The 16,102-nt window shown below is 55.0% G+C and carries 16 protein-coding genes; 8 read left to right on the forward strand and 8 right to left on the reverse strand.

The features are described 5' to 3' along the window. Nucleotides 1-79: 79 nt before the first annotated feature. Both aqpZ and argS read right to left on the reverse strand, forming a co-directional pair. Complete coding sequence (gene aqpZ, locus GC090_RS08785; protein WP_205950397.1) at nt 80-775, reverse strand: aquaporin Z; 696 nt, start codon at nt 773-775, stop codon at nt 80-82. A 322-nt stretch (nt 776-1,097) separates the two neighbouring features. After that, on the reverse strand, nt 1,098-2,828 hold the full coding sequence (gene argS / locus GC090_RS08790) for an arginine--tRNA ligase (RefSeq protein WP_006120253.1): 1,731 nt from the start codon (nt 2,826-2,828) through the stop codon (nt 1,098-1,100). 630 nt (nt 2,829-3,458) lie between these two features. Between argS and GC090_RS08795 the strand changes: the two genes are divergently transcribed. Then, on the forward strand, nt 3,459-4,019 hold the full coding sequence (locus GC090_RS08795; protein ID WP_006120255.1) for a VOC family protein: 561 nt from the start codon (nt 3,459-3,461) through the stop codon (nt 4,017-4,019). Here GC090_RS08795 and GC090_RS08800 read toward each other — a convergent pair. Beyond that, nucleotides 4,016-5,158, reverse strand: coding sequence for a MalY/PatB family protein (locus GC090_RS08800; RefSeq protein WP_039343170.1), 1,143 nt, complete (start codon nt 5,156-5,158; stop codon nt 4,016-4,018). The two genes, GC090_RS08795 and GC090_RS08800, sit on opposite strands and share 4 nt — an antisense overlap. Before the next feature lie 86 nt (nt 5,159-5,244). On the opposite strand from GC090_RS08800, the gene cutC reads away from it, so the two are divergent. Beyond that, on the forward strand, nt 5,245-5,997 hold the full coding sequence (gene cutC / locus GC090_RS08805; RefSeq protein WP_033741990.1) for a copper homeostasis protein CutC: 753 nt from the start codon (nt 5,245-5,247) through the stop codon (nt 5,995-5,997). Nucleotides 5,998-6,240: 243 nt separating this feature from the next. After that, nucleotides 6,241-7,086, forward strand: coding sequence for a hypothetical protein (locus tag GC090_RS08810; RefSeq protein ID WP_058701778.1), 846 nt, complete (start codon nt 6,241-6,243; stop codon nt 7,084-7,086). A gap of 3 nt (nt 7,087-7,089) precedes the next feature. Here the strand turns inward: GC090_RS08810 and GC090_RS08815 are convergent, their stop codons facing one another. Next, nucleotides 7,090-8,187, reverse strand: coding sequence for a glycerol dehydrogenase (locus GC090_RS08815; protein ID WP_033741989.1), 1,098 nt, complete (start codon nt 8,185-8,187; stop codon nt 7,090-7,092). Between the two features lie 146 nt (nt 8,188-8,333). Here GC090_RS08815 and GC090_RS08820 point away from each other — a divergent pair, with 146 nt between their 5' ends. After that, nucleotides 8,334-8,957, forward strand: a complete 624-nt coding sequence (locus GC090_RS08820; RefSeq protein ID WP_006120260.1) for a LysE family translocator — start codon at nt 8,334-8,336, stop codon at nt 8,955-8,957. Between the two features lie 3 nt (nt 8,958-8,960). On the opposite strand, the gene cmoB is transcribed toward GC090_RS08820, so the two are convergent. The 4 genes from cmoB to GC090_RS08840 all read right to left on the reverse strand — a co-directional run bounded on the left by cmoB (nt 8,961) and on the right by GC090_RS08840 (nt 12,004). After that, complete coding sequence (gene cmoB, locus GC090_RS08825; protein WP_006120261.1) at nt 8,961-9,929, reverse strand: tRNA 5-methoxyuridine(34)/uridine 5-oxyacetic acid(34) synthase CmoB; 969 nt, start codon at nt 9,927-9,929, stop codon at nt 8,961-8,963. Next, nucleotides 9,926-10,654, reverse strand: a complete 729-nt coding sequence (gene cmoA / locus GC090_RS08830; RefSeq protein WP_039343163.1) for a carboxy-S-adenosyl-L-methionine synthase CmoA — start codon at nt 10,652-10,654, stop codon at nt 9,926-9,928. The genes cmoB and cmoA overlap by 4 nt, the downstream gene beginning before the upstream one ends. Nucleotides 10,655-10,734: 80 nt before the next feature. Further along, entirely contained in the window at nt 10,735-11,130 is a 396-nt protein-coding gene (locus GC090_RS08835) for an MAPEG family protein (protein ID WP_324021396.1), read from the reverse strand. A gap of 52 nt (nt 11,131-11,182) precedes the next feature. Then, nucleotides 11,183-12,004, reverse strand: a complete 822-nt coding sequence (locus GC090_RS08840) for a DUF72 domain-containing protein (RefSeq protein ID WP_324021398.1) — start codon at nt 12,002-12,004, stop codon at nt 11,183-11,185. Nucleotides 12,005-12,224: 220 nt separating this feature from the next. On the opposite strand from GC090_RS08840, the gene aspS reads away from it, so the two are divergent. The 4 genes from aspS (at nt 12,225) to ruvC (ending at nt 16,013) form a co-directional block, all read left to right on the forward strand. Further along, nucleotides 12,225-14,006: an aspartate--tRNA ligase gene (aspS, locus tag GC090_RS08845; RefSeq protein WP_033741983.1), complete on the forward strand. Its 1,782-nt coding sequence runs from the start codon at nt 12,225-12,227 to the stop codon at nt 14,004-14,006. Continuing rightward, nucleotides 14,006-14,437 (forward strand): dihydroneopterin triphosphate diphosphatase, encoded by a 432-nt coding sequence (gene nudB / locus GC090_RS08850; protein ID WP_054633641.1) that lies wholly within the window; start codon nt 14,006-14,008, stop codon nt 14,435-14,437. Before aspS ends, nudB begins: the two co-directional genes overlap by 1 nt. 268 nt (nt 14,438-14,705) lie before the next feature. Further along, nucleotides 14,706-15,449 carry a YebC/PmpR family DNA-binding transcriptional regulator gene (locus GC090_RS08855; protein ID WP_006120268.1) on the forward strand — a complete coding sequence of 248 codons (744 nt, stop codon included), beginning with the start codon at nt 14,706-14,708 and terminating at the stop codon, nt 15,447-15,449. A 36-nt stretch (nt 15,450-15,485) separates the two neighbouring features. After that, complete coding sequence (gene ruvC, locus GC090_RS08860) at nt 15,486-16,013, forward strand: crossover junction endodeoxyribonuclease RuvC (protein WP_033741979.1); 528 nt, start codon at nt 15,486-15,488, stop codon at nt 16,011-16,013. Nucleotides 16,014-16,102: the final 89 nt, after the last annotated feature.

A 16,102-nucleotide genomic window follows, 5' to 3' on the forward strand; every position in this document is an offset into this window, starting at 1 on the left:
TGGCAGACTGACAAGCATCGTCAAGAGACTGATGCTGTCGGTCTGCCCGATCACTCCCGATGTCATAACGCGGTTCAGGCTACGCGTCTTTTTGCAGCAGAAAGCGGTAAAGCCATCCCCCTGCAACGCCACCCGCTATCGGTACCAGCCAGAAAACCCACAGCTGCCGTAACGCCCAGCCTCCCTGAAAAACAGCCATCGCGGTACTGCGTGCCGGATTCACCGAGGTATTGGTTACCGGGATACTGATTAAGTGAATGAGCGTTAATGCCAGACCAATCGCAATGGGAGCGAAACCCGCCGGCGCGCGTTTATCCGTCGCACCCTGAATAACCACCAGGAAGAACGCGCTGAGTACGAGTTCAGTGATGACGGCCGCGCAGAGGGAATAGCCGCCTGGCGAGTGCGCCGCAAAGCCGTTGGCAGCGAAACCCTTATCTGCCATCGTAAAGTCAGCCTGACCACTGACGATCAGATACAGCACGCCCGCCGCCGCAATACCGCCAGCCATCTGTGCCACGATGTAGGGCAAGATGGTCTTGCTGTCGATGCGGCCACCGGCCCATAAGCCCAGGGTGACGGCGGGATTAAAGTGACCGCCCGAAATGTGGCCTACCGCAAAGGCCATTGTCAGTACGGCGAGGCCAAATGCCAGAGACACGCCCACAAACCCAATCCCGGTTTGGGGAAAATTCGCGGCGAGCAGGGCGCTGCCGCAGCCTCCGAATACCAGCCAGAAGGTGCCGAACAGCTCGGCAAACGCTTTTCTTAACATCAACTTATTCTTCCTTTCTCGTTAACACGTTAAACCTGATAAAACGCGGGCTTATAGTAGAGCGCGGGAATAAGAAAAGAATCTTGTCCCGACAGGACCTTGATATACGCGACATCAGGGTTGCCTGAGCGGGTTTGCACGGCGCGTGCTGCGATCATCTCTGGTGCTGAAATACGAATTAACGTCTTTGTATCGTGGAGACAGGGAGGGCAATGGCAAAGATGACGCTACACGAAGGAAAATTGTGCGGGTGACGGGCAGAGCGGGAAGGGCGAGGTTGAGGCAGGCGCTGAGAACAGACAGCTCTCAGCGCCTTAACAGATTACATGCGATCGACCGTTTTGATGCCCAGCGTATCCAGGCCCAGTTTCAGGGTTTTTGCGGTCAGTGCCGCAATCTGTAAACGGCTCAGGCGCGTCACGTCGTCCTCTGCGGCCAGAATCGGACAGTGCTCGTAGAAACCGGAGAACAGGCCCGCCAGATCGTACAAATAGGCACACATCACATGCGGTGTGCCATCGCGTGCCACCTGCGTAATGACCTCTTCAAACTGCAGCAAACGCGTTGCCAGCAGGGCTTCACGGTCATCCGTCAGCACGATTTCTGCCTGAATCGCATCGGCGTCGATACCGGCTTTACGGAACACGGACAGCACGCGCGTATAAGCATATTGCATGTAAGGCGCCGTATTGCCCTCAAACGCCAGCATATTATCCCAGTCAAAAATGTAATCAGTGGTGCGGCTTTTTGACAGATCGGCATATTTCACGGCGCTGATGCCGACGACTTCCGCAAGCGTGCTGACTTCCTCTTCCGTCATGTCCGGGTTTTTCTCGCGTACCAGCGTGTACGCGCGTTCATAGGCTTCATCCAGCAAATCTGACAGCTTGATGGTGCCGCCGCTGCGGGTTTTAAACGGACGGCCATCTTTGCCCAACATCATACCGAACGCATGATGTTCAAGTGGAACGGACGCAGGCACATAGCCGGCTTTACGGACAATGGTCCACGCCTGCTGTAAATGCTGATGCTGACGTGAGTCGATGTAGTAAATTACGCGGTCCGCATGCAGGGTTTCATAGCGATACCTGGCACAGGCAATATCGGTGGTGGTGTAAAGATAGCCGCCATCCTTTTTCTGGATGATCACGCCCATCGGCTCACCTTCTTTATTCTGGAATTCTTCCAGGAATACCACGGTGGCGCCTTCACTCTCGACGGCCAGACCTTTGGCTTTCAGATCGGCCACAATTTCCGGCAGCATGTCGTTATAGAGGCTCTCACCCATCACATCATCACGCGTCAGGGTGACGTTCAGACGGTTGTAGATATGCTGGTTTTGCGTCATGGTGATATCAACCAGCTTTTTCCACATCTGACGGCAGTAGTCGTCACCGCCTTGCAACTTCACGACATAGCCGCGCGCACGCTCTGCAAACTCAGGATCTTCATCGTAAGTGCGCTTGGCTTCACGGTAAAAACCTTCTAAATCCGCCAGCGCCATCTCCGCGTGGTTTTCATTTTGCTGTTTTTCAAGAAACGCAATCAGCATGCCGAACTGCGTACCCCAGTCGCCCACATGGTTCGCGCGGATCACGTTGTGGCCCAGGAACTCGAGGGTGCGCACCGCGGCGTCGCCAATGATAGTGGAACGCACATGGCCGACGTGCATCTCTTTCGCCACGTTGGGGGCAGAGTAGTCCACGACGATTGTCTGTGGTTCGACCGGGTTCACGCCAAGGCGCGGATGATTCAGCGCCTGCCGGGCATGGTCGGCCAGCCACTGACGATCCAGGAAAATGTTGATAAAGCCCGGCCCCGCGATCTCCACTTTGCTGGCAATGCCAGTGAGGTCCAGATGTTGAATCACGGTTTCAGCTAATTGTCGTGGCGCCTGGCCCAGTTTTTTCGCCACGGCCATGATGCCGTTAGCCTGATAATCACCAAACTGAACTTTAGCCGACTGACGAACCTGAGGTTCACAATCGGAGGGAGCACCAGCCAGCACCATTGCCTGACTGACTTTTGCGGAAAGAAGCGCCTGAATATTCACCGGGTTACCTTACATATGCAGAGAAAAGCACGCTATTTGGGCAGCGGGCTGTCGTCATGATTCTGCCGGGTGCAATGACCACAGGTCCTGGCCCGGCAAAAGGAAAAAATGAGGGAAAAAGTATACGTGAATTGTCAGCGTGAGTCAGTAGCGGGATAAAGGCAGGGAAACAGAGCCGAAGATGTTTCCCGCAGAGATTAGCGACGACGCGCGCGGCGCGCGTTTTTAACACTTTTGTCTGCACGCACCTTCCAGTGGCGCGCAAGGGCAAACCCCATCAGTGCAATTAAGATGGCAACTACGATGAGCATCGTCATAAAAACTTTCCTTATAATAGTGTTAATGCAAATTTAATAGAAAGCTATGCAGGCTGCAATCATGCCACTGTTAAGTAAGACTTATCTTATTGTGTTAATGATAACCAAACAAAACAGTAACTTAAGTTAATTTTGTCAACGAAAAGGTGGATCTAACCAGAAGATTAATCTGAATTAAAAGCGTTAATTTTTTGCTTTTCTCGTAAAACGCCAGCCAAATAAGATGAATCTTACCCTTTTGTTCATTACGATAGTTCAGTAACAATGAGTTACGGCATTCCCTGGTCATAAAAAAGTGAGGAGACAGCTTACGGTGAGCATGATATTTCCACCCGAACTGGACGATTTACAGGCCGATTTAGCGGCTTTCGAAGAACGGTTACAAAATTTTTCACAGCGTCTGGGATTAAACCCCACAGACCTCGACGTCGATCATGTGGCCGTGCGGTGTCATCAGAATGCGACGGCCGAACGCTGGCAAAAAGGGTTTTTGCAACTCGGGGAGCAGTTCTCGGCGGCGATGATTAACGGACGACCGGTATGTTTATTTAAGCTGCACCAACCGTTAATGATTGCCGGCTGGGCGATAGACGTCGTTGAGCTGCCCTGGCCGGGTGAAAAACGCTACCGCCACGAGCGCTGGGAACATATTGAGGTGGTATTACGAGGCGAGCCTGAAACACTGGGCATGCGTGCCATGGCGCTGCTGTCCGATCAGGCGCTCACACAGCCGGGTATTTCATTCAAAACCAGCTCACCGAAAGGGGAAAACGAGCGTCTGCCGAATCCTACGCTGGCAGTGACCGATGGGGAAACCACGATTAAGTTTCACCCATGGCGACTGGACGAGATTGTGGCCAGTGAACAGCGTTAGCCCCGGGCTTCAACCGCGCGTCTGAGCCGTCTGACGGCTTCTTCCAGCAAGGCGCGGGGACAGCCGAAATTGATCCGTACAAAGCCGTCATCACCAAAGTCGCGCCCCGGCGAGAAGCCAAGCCCGTGTTTTTCAAAGTACAGCGCCGGGCTGGCAACCTGGAGTTCACGCGCATCGATCCAGCCCAGATAACTGCCTTCCGGAGAGGTCATTTTGAGGCCGGGCAGCGCATTGACTTCGGAAACCAGCCAGTCCCGGTTGCCGCGCAGATAATCAAGCTGGGCATCAAGCCAGTCATCACAGGCCCGCCAGGCGACTTCCGCCGCAACCAGGGCCAGAATATCGACTGAGGGCACAATGCCCTGGCGCACGGCGGTGAATCGCGCCCGTAGTTCAGGATCCGGGATCACAGCGACGGAAGCGCCCAGCCCGGCAATATTGAAGGTTTTGGATGGCGAAAGCAGCGTAATGCTCCGTTGGGCCGCATCATCACTCAGGGAGGCAAAGGGGATATGTTGCAGCCCCGGCGTTAACAGTAAATCGCAATGAATTTCGTCAGAGCAGACGATTAAATCATGGTGCTGCGCAAAGGCCAGCTGCGCTTCAAGTTCTTCCCGGCGGTAAACCGTGCCGCCAGGATTTTGCGGATTGCAAAGCATCAGCAACGTTTTGTCCTGCATGTGGCCGTCTGCTGCAGTGAGATCCATGACCCAGCGGCCTTCCTGCAACGTCAGAGGCAGATTCAACTGATCACGTTCAGCCAGCTTCGCGGCTGAACGGAAAGGGGGATAAATGGGATGCGGCGCGACGGTACCCTGGTGCGGCGCGGTAAACGCCCGCACGGCCAGATTTAACCCGCAGACTACGCCGGGCAACACGACCACCCATTCCGGTTTAACTTCCCAGCGATAGCGTGATTTACAGCGGGCAATCAGCGCATCGATAAATCCCTGAGGCTTATCGCCATAGCCGAAAACACCATGATCAACGCGGGCTTTAATGGCCTCAATGATGGGGGCAGGCGAACGGAAATCCGTATCCGCTACCCACAACGGCAGAATATCCTGGCCCGCATATTTGTGCCATTTAAGGCTATCACTGTGACGGCGGTCTATCCGTTGGTCAAAATTGAATGTCATAGTTAGTTTTCCACGTAAACTGTTCTAAGGGATAAGCATACCTGACGAATTTGGCGTGAACAGGACGTCATGTAAAGGAGAAGAGAATGACCACACTGGAAATTTGTTGCTATGGGGTGGATTGTGCCTTAACCGCTCAACAGGCGGGGGCCGATCGAATTGAACTCTGTGCGGCACCGCGTGAAGGCGGCCTGACACCTTCTGCTGGCATGCTGGAAGTCGCCCGTCGTGACATTTCTGTTCCGGTGCATCCTATTGTCCGCCCGCGCGGCGGAGATTTTTGCTATTCCAGCCGGGAGTTCGAGGCAATGAAATCGGATGTCGCGCGGATTCGCGAACTGGGCTTTCCGGGCGTAGTGTTAGGGATGCTGGATGAAGATGCCCATATTCATGTGGGGCAGATGCGGCAGATCATGGCGCTGTGCGACGGCATGGCGGTGACCTTCCATCGCGCCTTCGATCTCTGCCACCGGCCAAAACGTTCGCTCGATGTTTTAACCGATTTTGGCGTGAAACGTATCCTCACTTCCGGGCAGCAGCAGAGCGCAGAAAACGGAATTGCATTATTGAGGGAACTTAATGAATACAGCAGCGGTCCTATCATTATGGCAGGTGCTGGTGTTCGTTTAAGTAACCTGCAAAAGTTTCTTGATGCAGATATTCGTGAGGTACACAGCTCGGCAAGCCACCTGGTGGCATCACCGATGCGTTACCGCAAAGCGGGTGTTTCCATGTGTTCCGAAGCCGAAATTGATGAGTTCAGCCGTTACTGCGTCGATGGTGATGTTGTAGAGGCAATGAAAAGTGTCATGCAAATGAATACCGCCCGGGTGGCCTGACTCATAACCAGTTTTGCCGCGCAGCACGCCGATTGATGACGTGATGTTTGCAAGTACCAAACCCCAGCACATTTGCTGGGGTATTTTTTGTCCGGTATTCCGCTATAGTGGAGGATGAAACAACGCATTGCGTGCATTCTGTGTCGCCGTTTGCCGTCAACGCGGCTTTGCTTTCCCTGTTCTGTTCCCCGGTTGCGGGTCATCAGCTTAACCCTAATCGACATTGATGTCAGAGGCCCTGCCATGCGATGCATTCTGCTTTCCGCTGTTCTCACCGTGATGGGATGCCATGCGCCCTTAACCTTTGCCGCGTGCAAATCAAACAGTAAAGCGGTCTCTGACAGTAATAACTGGATTCTGTTGGGCGGCAGTGCGAAAGGGGCGGTACGTCAGGTTGTCGCAGGGGAGTTTGGCAAAGACGTCAATTCGCAAAAGCGAGTGCTGGGGCAGTTTGATCCCTGTGGCGACCTGCTGGTGGCGGATATCAGTTATGACAAAAATGAGCGTAACGTCATTCTGAGCATGGAACAACATCTGGTGCGTGTGCAGGAAGGTTGGGTGGCCGAATATGCGTATCTGGTAAAAGTGCTGAAACAGGGAAAGGAAGTGGTGGTGGATAACCGACAAGGCACCATCAACTGGCACAAGGGAAAAAACGGCAATATTATCAGCGCTTCAGACAAATTCATCAGCATGGGCAAATCGGGATTCACGGACACCACGTACCGCTACGATAAACACTATCGTTTGCTGAAAAGCATTGCGCGCGGAACCGATCCCGTCAGCAACGGGGAATACCGTTACGCGTGGAGTCCGCAGGGCCTTGTCACCCGCACCACCTCTGCCCGGCGAAAAGACACCTATACCTATGACGATAAAGGGCGGGAGCTGCGCCTGAACGGCACGGCATCAACCGACGTCAGCACTCTGCGCACCGTGGATGAATGCCAGTTCTGGGATGACAAGGGCAACTGCACCCTGAGTTACCTGAATGAAACCGAAGTTTTTGAGAAAGGCACGGTGCAGCGTCACCTCAGTGCGGTTTATAAGTATCAGTACTGGGACAAACCTACTGAGGCGACGGAATAGCCCCTATTTTACCGTTTTACTGAACGCATCCAGGCCCAGCAGCGCATGGGCGATCTGTTCCGGTGCCAGGTTAGGATTAAGGTTTTTCAGCGTATCGCCCTCGCTGTTCGCCAGCGCGCCGATTTTTACCAGATCTTCCCAGCTCACCCCGTCCAGATGCATCTCTTTTAACGTGGTCGGCATATTGATCGAACGGTAGAAGCGGATGTAGCGGGCAATTTCTTCATCGGGACGCTGCTCAAGCACCATCTGAGTTAACGTACCGTAGGCCACTTTTTCACCGTGAGTAAGATGGTGGATATCGCCGTCAATCGCGGTGAATCCGTTATGAATCGCGTGCGCACCTGCCAGACCGGCGTTTTCAAAGCCTAAACCGGACAGCAATGTATTGGCTTCCACTACCGCTTCTACCGCTGGCGTGACGCGTTTTTCCGAGACGGCGATATAGGCACTGTAGCCCCACGTCAGCAGCGTCTCTTCACAGGCCCGGGCAATGGCAAGACCGGCAATAGTCGGATCGCCATTGACCATCGATTTCGCATGGCTACGGGCCACCGCCTGGGCTTCCACCCAGGTCGCCAGACCATCGGCGATGCCGGACGCGAACAGGCGGGCGGGCGCGGCGGCGCACACGGCGGTATCAATTAACACCAGATCGGGATTTTTACTGTAGAAACGGTAGCTTTCAAAAACGCCACTGTCGGAATAGATAACAGACAGCGCGCTACAGGGCGCATCGGTTGAGGCAATGGTGGGCACAATCACTACCGGCTGTTTGAGTTCATCGGCCACGGCTTTTACCGTATCCAGCGTTTTGCCGCCACCCAAACCAATCACCACGTTACAGCCCTGCTGCTGCGCATGCTGACTTAACCGGGTAATTTCATTACTGGAGGCTTCGCCATTGAACTGCTGACGGCTGAGGGTAATGCCCGCTTTTTCCAGCGTAGACTGCGCCCGCTCACCAATCAGCCCCCAGACGACATCGTCAGCCACCACGAAAGCGTGATTGCCCAATTCCGTGACATACTCTCCCAGTTCATCGAGCACGCCCGCACCCTGTACATATTTGCGAGGCGAAGAGAAAATAAATTTACTCATGATCGTAGCTCCTGGTTTTTCAATTGAGACCGTTACCGGCCCGCTAATAACGCCACTAAAAAGCGTAGCAGTTAATCGCGCCTGGCTGTCTGTACAGCGTGAAAAACGCTTGTTATTGTTAAGCACTTCTAATCAGGAGTACGCCTGTGACGACTTCATTCCTCTCTTTTCTGTTTGCGATCATCATTTTGACCCTGACGCCGGGGTTCGATACGGCATTAATTTTGCGATCGGCGGCGGCACAGGGCTGGCGACGAGCCAGTGCGACCGCGCTGGGCGTGGCGACGGGCTGTCTGTCGTGGGGCATTGCGGTCGGGCTGGGGCTGGGGGCGCTGCTGCTGGCATCGGAAACGGCGTATAACCTGCTGAAGTGGGCTGGCGCAGCCTATCTGCTCTGGCTGGGCGTCAGGTTACTGTGGCATCCGCGTCGCCAGAATGCAGCGCTGCCCGCCGAAACGCCGTCGCAGCAAACGCATCTGGCCTGCTTTCTGCGTGGGTTACTGGGGAATCTGCTGAATCCTAAAGTGGGCGTTTTCTACGTAACATTTTTACCGCAGTTTATCCCTCAGGGCGGCTCGGTCCCGGTCTGGTGCACCCTGATGGCCCTGACACATATGGTGACTGGATTGATCTGGAGCAGCGTGCTGATTGGCAGCAGTCACTATTTTGCGGCACAGCTCAGGAAGCCACGCGTGTTGACAATCATGGATCGTTTGACGGGCTGTGTCTTTATTGGCTTCGCGGCGAAACTGGCGCTGTCTCGCCGCTGAGCATTACGGCTTGGTGGCGACCAGCACCGCACGCAGCGGTGCGGGATAACCTTCAACGGTTTTACTGCTGTCCGCAGGATCAAGGAATTCCGCCAGCGATTCGCTGGTCATCCAGTCGGTCCGGCGCTGTTCATCTGTGGTCGTTACGGCAAAGTCCACAATGCGCACATCGACAAAGCCGCATTTCTCCAGCCAGCTTTTCAGCGCCTCGGCGGAGGGGATAAAGTAGACGTTGCGCATCTGAGCATAGCGTTCGCCCGGCACCAGCACCTGATTCACATCGCCTTCAATCACCAGCGTTTCCAGGACCAGTTCGCCGCCGCTCACTAACTGATTTTTCAGCTGCATCAGATGATCCAGCGGCGAACGGCGGTGATAAAGCACGCCCATGGAAAACACGGTATCGAACGCCTGAAGCACCGGCAGCTGTTCGATGCCGAGCGGCAGCAGGTGGGCGCGGCGGTCGTCATTTAACAGCTTGCGGACGGCTTCGAACTGGCACAGAAACAGCTGCATGGGATCGATACCGACCACAAGGTGCGCGCCTGCCCCGATCATGCGCCACATATGGTAGCCACTGCCACAGCCCACATCCAGTACAGTGCGTCCGGCTAACGAGGAGATGTGTGGCAGCACGCGATCCCATTTCCAGTCTGAGCGCCATTCCGTATTAATTTCGGTGCCGTAAAGCGAATAGGGGCCTTTGCGCCAGGGCATCAGATTACGCAGCAGTTTCTCAATGCCCTGACGGTGCCGATCGCTGATATCGTCCCGATCGGCGCTGACGCTGTGCAGCAGGTCCAGCCGCTGAGGTTCCAGCTGGGGTAAATATTCCAGCGACTTGTACCAGTCACGGAAGTGCCCGTGCAGATTTTCACGCTGCCACTCGCTGATTTGCGCAGGCAGCACCTCCAGCCATTTTGCCAGGGGACCCACGGCGATTTGCTGATAAAAACGGCCAAAGTCGATCATTTTAATGCCACCAACGAACCAAAATTAAAACACTGAAACCACAGCTCAGCGTGAGAAAAGCCGGCCTGTTTCAGGCGCGCCTTGTGCGTTTCTACGCTATCGGTGAGCATCACATTTTCCAGCATGCTGCGTTTCTGGCTGATTTCCAGTTCGCTGTAGCCGTTGGCGCGCTTAAAGTCATGATGCATGTTGAACAACAGTTCACCGACGTCACGATCTTCAAAGCTGAACTTCTCAGAGAGCACCAACGCGCCGCCGGGATTCAGCCCCTGCCAGATTTTGGTCAGCAACGTCAGGCGGGCTGGCGGTTCAAGAAACTGCAGGGTGAAATTGAGCACCACCAGTGACGCATTCTCAATGGCGATATCGCAGATATCCGCTTCGACGACCGTAACCGGCGTAGCCGCCCGAAACGCATCGATATGACGGCGGCAGCGCTCCACCATGGCCGGCGAATTATCCACAGCAATAATCTGACAGCCGGGCACGTGAATATTGCGGCGCACCGAGAGCGTGGCAGCGCCTAGTGAACAGCCCAGGTCAAATACCTGGCTGTTGGGCTGGACGAAACGTTCTGCCAGCATGCCAATCATCGAAATGATGTTGGAATAGCCCGGCACTGAGCGCTGAATCATGTCGGGAAACACTTCAGCCACGCGCTCGTCAAACGTCCAGTCGCCCAGTTTTTCAATGGGCGCAGAAAAGAGTTGATCGCGATCAGACATAACGAAAATCCGAAGAGACGGCGGAAAGGGCGCTATTCTGGCAGAAACTGCCGCGGCCTGCACCCTTTACGCCGTTAACATTAACGCAAGCTGAGCAAGAGTGGCCAGGGCAGGTAAATCAGGTTAAAAATTACCATACCGGACAGCGAGAATAGCGTCAGCATCATGCCATATTTGCGTTTGCTCATGACATCGTTGCGCAGGCCCTGTGCATGCAACACCCGACCAATGAAAAACAGGATGCCGGTCAGGTGCACCATCCAGATATTCGCGCCGTTCATCTCCAGCACAATCAGCAATAATAACCCCAGCGGGATCGTTTCAATGGCATTGCCGTGAATCCGGATGGCCATATGTAAATCGTGATGACCGCCATCGCCATAAGCCACATGATGCTGTCGCCGTAAGCGCACAACATTCAGGGTAAATTTCATGATCAGTAAGGCCCCGATCACCATATATAACGCGCTTATCATTATTGATTCCTTATTTTTACTTTTGCCAGAGGTGTGATGCTGCCGGTCGCTATCAGAATAGCGAATCCTGTTGCGGCCAGTCCGGCCCGGGACCGATGCTGGCATCAATTTTTTGCAGTTCAGGCCACAAGGCCTGCACCAGCGGAAAGACCTGGCCCATGTCGGGCGTGTGAATGAAGACCAGCGGTTCACTTTGCGTATGCCATTCAGCCAGTTTCGTCAGCCAGATGCGAAACAGCGGCAGGCTTTCTTCAAGACTATCGCTGCCGACAAAGCGGATCATCGGGCGCGGTCCTGTTAACAGCGCATGCGGCGGGACGCGCGGCTTTTGCTGGCGGGCGTGCAGCGCCGCCGCGCTTTGTGACGTTGAGGCGTGAACCGGACGACTGTCCAGCACCACACGATTGACGCCGCGCTGGAGCAGGCCACGATTCAGCGCGCGCTCAGCCTCACCTTTCGCGAAAAAAACGGCATGCCGCACTTCCACGCCATAGGAAAAAGAGGCGGGCAGACTATCCAGAAAACGCCACAGATCGCTGAGTTGGGCGGGAGAAAAGCTGGCAGGCAACTGGAGCCAGTACTGACCGATGCGATCGGCAAGCGGATGCATCAGGCGAAAAAAGTCGGTCAGTAAGTCATCGGTGTTTTGCAGTGCTGCCTGATGGCTGATTGTGCTGGGGAATTTAAAACAGAAGCGAAACTGATCGTGCGTCATATCCCGCCAGCGCAACACGGTTTCGGGATCCGGCAGTGCATACAGCGTGGTATTGCCCTCAACGGTCTGGAAATAACGCGCGTAGTCCGCCAGAGTTTCAATTCCCCAGCGTTTCCAGTGTGCGTGGTGCCATTGCGGCAAACCGATACGAAGTGTCACGCCTGACTCCTGTCGTTGAGTGTGATGGTAATTATCCTGTAAGGCAGTATATTGACGCAACCCGGTGAAAAGGGAACAGGAAATGCCGTGCTTTAGCGTGGCTCCACTTATCCTGTCAGCCTTTTTCCATTATAATAGCGGCCTTTTTTGCGACAGCACCTGATAAGGTTACGCGGCCTGGTGCTGTCTGCTGCAGCGGCGAAGTTAAAAGGATAGTGTTATGCGTACAGAGTATTGTGGACAGCTCAATCTGTCTCATGTGGGTCAGCAAGTTACGCTTTGCGGCTGGGTCAATCGCCGTCGCGATCTGGGAAGCCTGATCTTTATCGATATGCGCGACCGTGAAGGCATCGCCCAGGTGTTTTTCGATGCCGATCATCAAGAGGCGTTCCAGCTGGCATCTGAACTGCGTAACGAATTCTGTATCCAGATCACCGGTACCGTCCGTGCCCGTGACGAAAAGAACCGAAACAGCGACATGGCGACCGGCGACGTGGAAGTGTTCGCCCACGCGCTGACCATCATCAACCGTGCTGACCCTCTGCCGCTGGATTCTAACCAGACCAACAGCGAAGAAGCGCGTCTGACGTATCGCTATCTGGACCTGCGTCGTCCGGAGATGGCGCAGCGTTTGAAAACCCGTGCGAAAATCACCAGCTTTGTGCGTCGCTTTATGGATAACGAAGGCTTTCTGGATATTGAAACGCCGATGCTGACTAAAGCAACGCCAGAAGGCGCGCGCGACTATCTGGTGCCCAGCCGTGTGCACAAAGGGAAGTTCTATGCGCTGCCGCAGTCACCGCAGTTGTTCAAGCAGCTGCTGATGATGTCCGGCTTCGACCGCTATTATCAGATCGTTAAGTGCTTCCGTGATGAAGACCTGCGTGCTGATCGTCAGCCAGAGTTTACCCAGATCGACGTTGAAACCTCCTTCATGACCGCCGAACAGGTGCGTGAGAAGATGGAGCGTCTGATTCGTGAACTGTGGATGGACATCAAAGGGGTGGATCTGGGGGCGTTTCCACAGATGACCTTTGCCGAAGCCATGCATCGCTTTGGTTCGGATAAGCCTGACCTGCGCAACCCGATGGAGCTGGTGGACGTAGGCGATCTGCTGAAAAGCGTCGAATTCCAGGTCTTCGCGGGTCCCGCTAATGACCCGAAAGGCCGCGTAGCTGCGCTGCGTGTGCCCGGCGGTGCGGCGCTGACGCGTAAGCAAATCGACGAATACGGCAAGTTTGTTGAAATCTACGGGGCCAAAGGGCTGGCGTGGATGAAGATTAACGAACGTGCCAACGGCTTCGAGGGCGTGCAGAGTCCGGTGGCCAAGTTCCTCAGTGCCGACATCGTGGAAGCGATACTGAACCGCACGGGCGCACAGGATGGCGACCTGATCTTCTTCGGTGCCGATCGCGCGAAAGTCGTGGCGGATGCGCTGGGTGCGCTGCGCCTGAAAGTCGGCCGCGATTTGCGGATCACCGACGAAAACGCCTGGGCACCGCTGTGGGTAATCGACTTCCCGATGTTTGAGGAAGATGAAGAGGGCGGTCTGGCTGCGATGCACCATCCGTTCACCTCACCGAAAGACATGACCGCAGAGGCGCTGGCCAGCGATCCGGTTCAGGCGGTGGCAAATGCCTACGACATGGTGATTAACGGCTACGAAGTGGGCGGCGGTTCCGTGCGTATTCACAACAGCAAAATGCAGCAGACGGTGTTCAGTATCCTCGGGATCACCGAAGAGGAGCAGCGCCTGAAGTTTGGCTTCCTGCTTGACGCGCTGAAATACGGTACACCACCGCACGCGGGCCTGGCATTTGGTCTGGATCGCCTGACGATGCTGCTGACCGGCACCGATAACATTCGCGATGTTATCGCATTCCCGAAAACCACCGCCGCCGCGTGCATGATGACCGAAGCACCGAGCGAAGCCAATCCTGCCGCGTTGCTGGATCTGGGCATTCTGGTGGCGCCGAAGAAAGAAAAGTCAGAGAACAAGTAATGGGCAATAAACATCCGGTATCGGTGCTGGTGGTGATTTTTGCGCAAGATACTGGCCGGGTGTTAATGCTGCAGCGACGTGATGATGCCAGCTTCTGGCAGTCGGTCACAGGCAGCCTGGAAGTCGGGGAAACCCCACGCCAGGCGGCCGAGCGTGAGGTGTCAGAGGAGCTGTCCATCAACATTGCGGACGAAAAGTTAGTGCTGGAAGACTGTCACAAACAGATCGAGTTTGAAATTTTCCCGCACTATCGCCACCGTTACGCACCGGGCATCACGCATAACCGTGAACACTGGTTCAGGCTGGCGTTACCCGCAGAGCGCGACCTGGTGCTTACCGAGCATCTTGCCGCGTGCTGGCTTGAGCCCGCCGCTGCTGCTGCCCTGACCAAGTCCTGGAGTAACCGCCAGGCGATTGAGGAATTTATCTGAATGCCTGCCGTAACGCGTTTTTCAGGCGGCAGTAACGTTAAATTTCACGAATTCGACGAAGCTCATCCTTCGTTCCCTAAACCGGGTGCCGGTGATAAACCGGCGCCGTTAAAATTGAAGAGTCGGGCATCATCGGTATCGCGAAGCCGCGACTGTCAGTGCAGCGCAACCGGAACGTTTATAACGACGTGAGGATGGCAGGCACTGTCGGGAGGCGGATCGTAAGTCAGATAGCCCGTGCGATTGTTAAGATCGGAGAATATGCAAGATGGCTGGACATAGTAAATGGGCGAATACCAAGCACCGCAAGGCTGCTCAGGATGCCAAGCGCGGTAAAATCTTTACCAAAATCATTCGCGAGCTGGTGACCGCCGCGAAACTGGGTGGGGGCGATCCCGGTTCTAACCCACGTTTACGTGCTGCCATGGACAAAGCGCTGTCTAATAACATGACACGCGATACCATGAACCGTGCGATTGCACGCGGTGTGGGCGGCGAAGATGATTCCAACATGGAAACCATCATCTATGAAGGTTACGGTCCGGGGGGATCGGCCATCATGATCGAGTGCCTGAGTGATAACCGAAACCGTACGGTGGGTGAAGTGCGTCATGCGTTCACCAAAACCGGTGGCAACCTGGGAACCGATGGCTCCGTGTCTTACCTGTTCAGCAAAAAAGGCGTGATTTCTTACGCGCCAGGCCAGGATGAAGATGCGGTGATGGAAGCCGCGCTGGAAGCCGGTGCAGAGGACGTGGTGGCGTATGATGATGGCGCTATCGATGTCTTCACCGCCTGGGAAGAGATGGGCACCGTGCGCGATGCGCTGGAAGCCGCCGGTCTGAAAGCGGATACGGCGGAAGTTGCGATGATTCCGTCAACCAAAGCGGAAATGGATGCGGAAACCGCACCGAAACTGCTGCGTCTGATCGATATGCTGGAAGACTGCGACGACGTGCAGGAGGTTTATCACAACGGTGAGATCTCCGATGAGGTGGCGGAAACGCTGTAATGCTGTACCGCTTTCATCGCTGGCTGGAGACGCGTCATGTCTATTATCCTGGGGATTGACCCCGGTTCACGCGTCACCGGTTACGGGGTGATTCGTCAGACCGGCCGCCAGCTCACCTATCTGGGCAGCGGCTGTATCCGCACCAATACGACAGAATTGCCGGCGCGCCTGAAGCTGATCTATGCTGGCGTTTGCGAAATTATCACGCAGTTTTCGCCTGATTTTTTCGCCATCGAGCAGGTGTTTATGGCGAAGAACGCCGACTCGGCGCTGAAGCTTGGCCAGGCGCGCGGTGCCGCCATCGTCGCGGCGGTAAACCATGACCTGCCGGTGTTCGAATATGCCGCACGTCAGGTGAAGCAGACGGTTGTCGGAACCGGCGGGGCAGAAAAAAGTCAGGTTCAGCATATGGTCAAATCTTTACTGAAGCTTGCAGCCAGTCCGCAGGCTGATGCCGCCGATGCGCTGGCTATCGCGATTACGCACTGCCATGTTGCACAGAATGCCGCGCGCATGAGTGAGAACACGCTGGTGCTGACCCGCGGCCGGCTGCGGCAGCGCTAACGGCAACCCCCGCAATATGCCCGTCAGGCTGGATATTCATCCAGCCTTTTTTATGGTATAAATTCCGCCACATACGTTAAATAAGGAAG

The organism is Pantoea sp. JZ29 (assembly GCF_035190385.1).
GTDB classification, from domain to species: domain Bacteria; phylum Pseudomonadota; class Gammaproteobacteria; order Enterobacterales; family Enterobacteriaceae; genus Pantoea; species Pantoea stewartii.